Genomic DNA, 2437 nt, shown 5'->3' on the forward strand with positions numbered 1-2437 from the left:
TTAAGTTCTTTATCCGACATAGACACCAACATATCAAACCGTCCGCTAAGAAAATTGCAAAAGTGCATATTCTAAAAGCGGACATTTTTACTTTGGAGAAACCGGACATTTCTACTTTGGGCTTACACTAACTTTTATTTCATATAAATCATTATTTTATGCTGATATGAAAAGCCCTATCATCACAGATTGGGCTTTTTTGTTGATTCTTCATCTTCCACGGTTTTTTTAATGAAATCTAATGCTATAGCAACCAAAAATGTACAGATTAAATAAGAATAGATGTCCACGTGGTTATTGATTTGCAGAAAGACAAATAACAGGTTGGGGGAGCAATTGGGGGGTAAATTCACGTACAATATCAACTAATTTGCAGGTATAGATCCTGCCTTATCAGATGATTCTGTTCTCCCGTTGATTATTGGCATTCATATGGCGCAAGCAAAGAAATCTTTTCCGCAACAAAAATCGGAACTACATGCACGAAATCTGCATCGCAGTCGTTACGATTTTCCTCAACTCATCAAGAGTTGTCCGGAACTTGCACCTTTTGTCAGCCCAAATAAATATAATGATTTATCGGTAGATTTTTCTGATCCACAGGCTGTGAAAATGCTCAATAAAGCATTGCTTAAGCATTTTTATGGCATTCAATATTGGGATATTCCCAAAGATTTTCTTTGCCCGCCTATTCCCGGGCGAGCGGACTATATTCACTATTTGGCTGACTTGTTGAGTGCCAGTAATGAGTGGCAGATTCCAACAGGACATACCGTTCAAGTGTTAGATATTGGGGTTGGCGCGAACTGTATTTATCCGATCATTGGTCATCGGAGCTATGGTTGGAAATTTGTCGGCTCAGATATTCATTCTGCAGCGGTTAAAAGTGCTCAATTTATTGTGGAGGCTAATCCGAATCTGCGTAAAGGGATTCGGATTCGATTGCAGAAGGCTGCGAATAATATTTTCAAAGGGGTGATTAAACCTTCAGATCGTTTTGATTTGACCATGTGTAATCCACCATTTCATGCCTCACAAGATGAAGCCAACGCGACAGCAACGCAAAAATTAAGAAAACTGGGCAAGCCAGTTGATCGGAGCAAGGTGGTATTAAACTTTGGCGGTCAAAAGAACGAACTCTGGTGTGATGGCGGCGAAGAGCGATTTGTCTGCCAAATGGTACAAGAGAGCATCCAGTTTGCTGAACAATGTCTTTGGTTTAGTACGCTGGTTTCCAAGAAAACAACATTGCCAGTGCTTTTAAAGGCCTTAGCGAAGAGCGATGCAGTGGATGTGAAAACCATTAAAATGACGCAGGGACAAAAAGAAAGCCGTTTTGTCGCTTGGACTTTTCTAGATTTAAGGCAACAGCAAGCGTGGAAGAATGCACGTTGGACTTCAGCTTAAGTCTGTCTTCGTTGGAGATTTTCGCCTTGTCTTTGACAGCAATGCATAGGGCATCAATATAAAGTTTCCCATAGCGATAAGCTCAGTGTGTTGAATCAATCTGGAGATATTTTTGCTAAACAAGACGCATTGTTAATTGTTACAAAAAACAGCATCCAGCGATTTTTGATTATTTCGTGTTTTAAATGCCTTAAATTTTCTGCAAGGGCTTCTTTTATATGTGAAAAATGCGCGGAATTGAACTGCAAATGCGTATGTTTATCATTTAAATTTTATATAAATCATAAACTTACAAAAATTATATTTTGCATTCATTTTGAAACTTGTCCATAATATTTGAAAAGGGTATGGAGTGAAGAAAATGCGTGGCAATCCAGAAGTCGTAGACTACTTAAATATGCTGATCGGTGGCGAACTGGCTGCTCGTGATCAATACTTAATTCATTCCCGTATGTATGAAGATTGGGGCTTAAGTAAAATCTTTGAACGTATCGATCATGAAAGCCAAGAAGAAGGCTCACATGCAGATGCATTGATTCGTCGCGTATTGTTCCTTGAAGGAACGCCGAATATGAATCGTGATGATATTGAAGTCGGTACAGACGTTGTGACCTGTTTAAAAGCGGATTTGGCGCTTGAATATCATGTTCGTGAGAAACTTGCACAAGGCGTAAAATTGTGTGAAGAAAAGGGTGACTATGTGACCCGTGATATGCTGCGTCAGCAAATGTCAGATACTGAAGAAGATCATACTTACTGGCTTGAAAAGCAAATGCGTTTGATCGAACTCATTGGTCTTCCAAACTATATTCAGTCTCAAATGTAATTTAAAAAATATCAAAAAAAACCCAGCACAAGCTGGGTTTTTTATTAAGTCATGAAAACTATTGTTGTAGTTTTTTGCTCTGTACACGACAAAAATAGATAACTCATTGAAATAATGTCACAATAATTGTTTTCTAACGACGAATACTATGACACATCTCAATGAGTTATATCTTATCTTAAACAAATCTCTAAAATGGAACAA

The 2437-nt window shown here is 38.2% G+C and carries 2 protein-coding genes; both read left to right on the top strand.

The window, feature by feature from the left end:
* Positions 1–432 precede the first annotated feature (432 nt).
* Positions 433–1407: a 23S rRNA (adenine(1618)-N(6))-methyltransferase RlmF gene (gene rlmF, locus FTT85_RS18270; protein ID WP_180184115.1), complete on the top strand. Its 975-nt coding sequence runs from the start codon at positions 433–435 to the stop codon at positions 1405–1407.
* 361 nt (positions 1408–1768) lie between these two features.
* A complete protein-coding gene (gene bfr / locus FTT85_RS18275) occupies positions 1769–2233 on the top strand; it encodes a bacterioferritin (RefSeq protein WP_067762676.1) in 465 nt (154 codons plus the stop codon).
* Positions 2234–2437: the final 204 nt, after the last annotated feature.

The organism is Acinetobacter sp. YH01020, from assembly GCF_013420275.1.
Classification (GTDB): Bacteria; Pseudomonadota; Gammaproteobacteria; order Pseudomonadales; family Moraxellaceae; genus Acinetobacter; species Acinetobacter amyesii.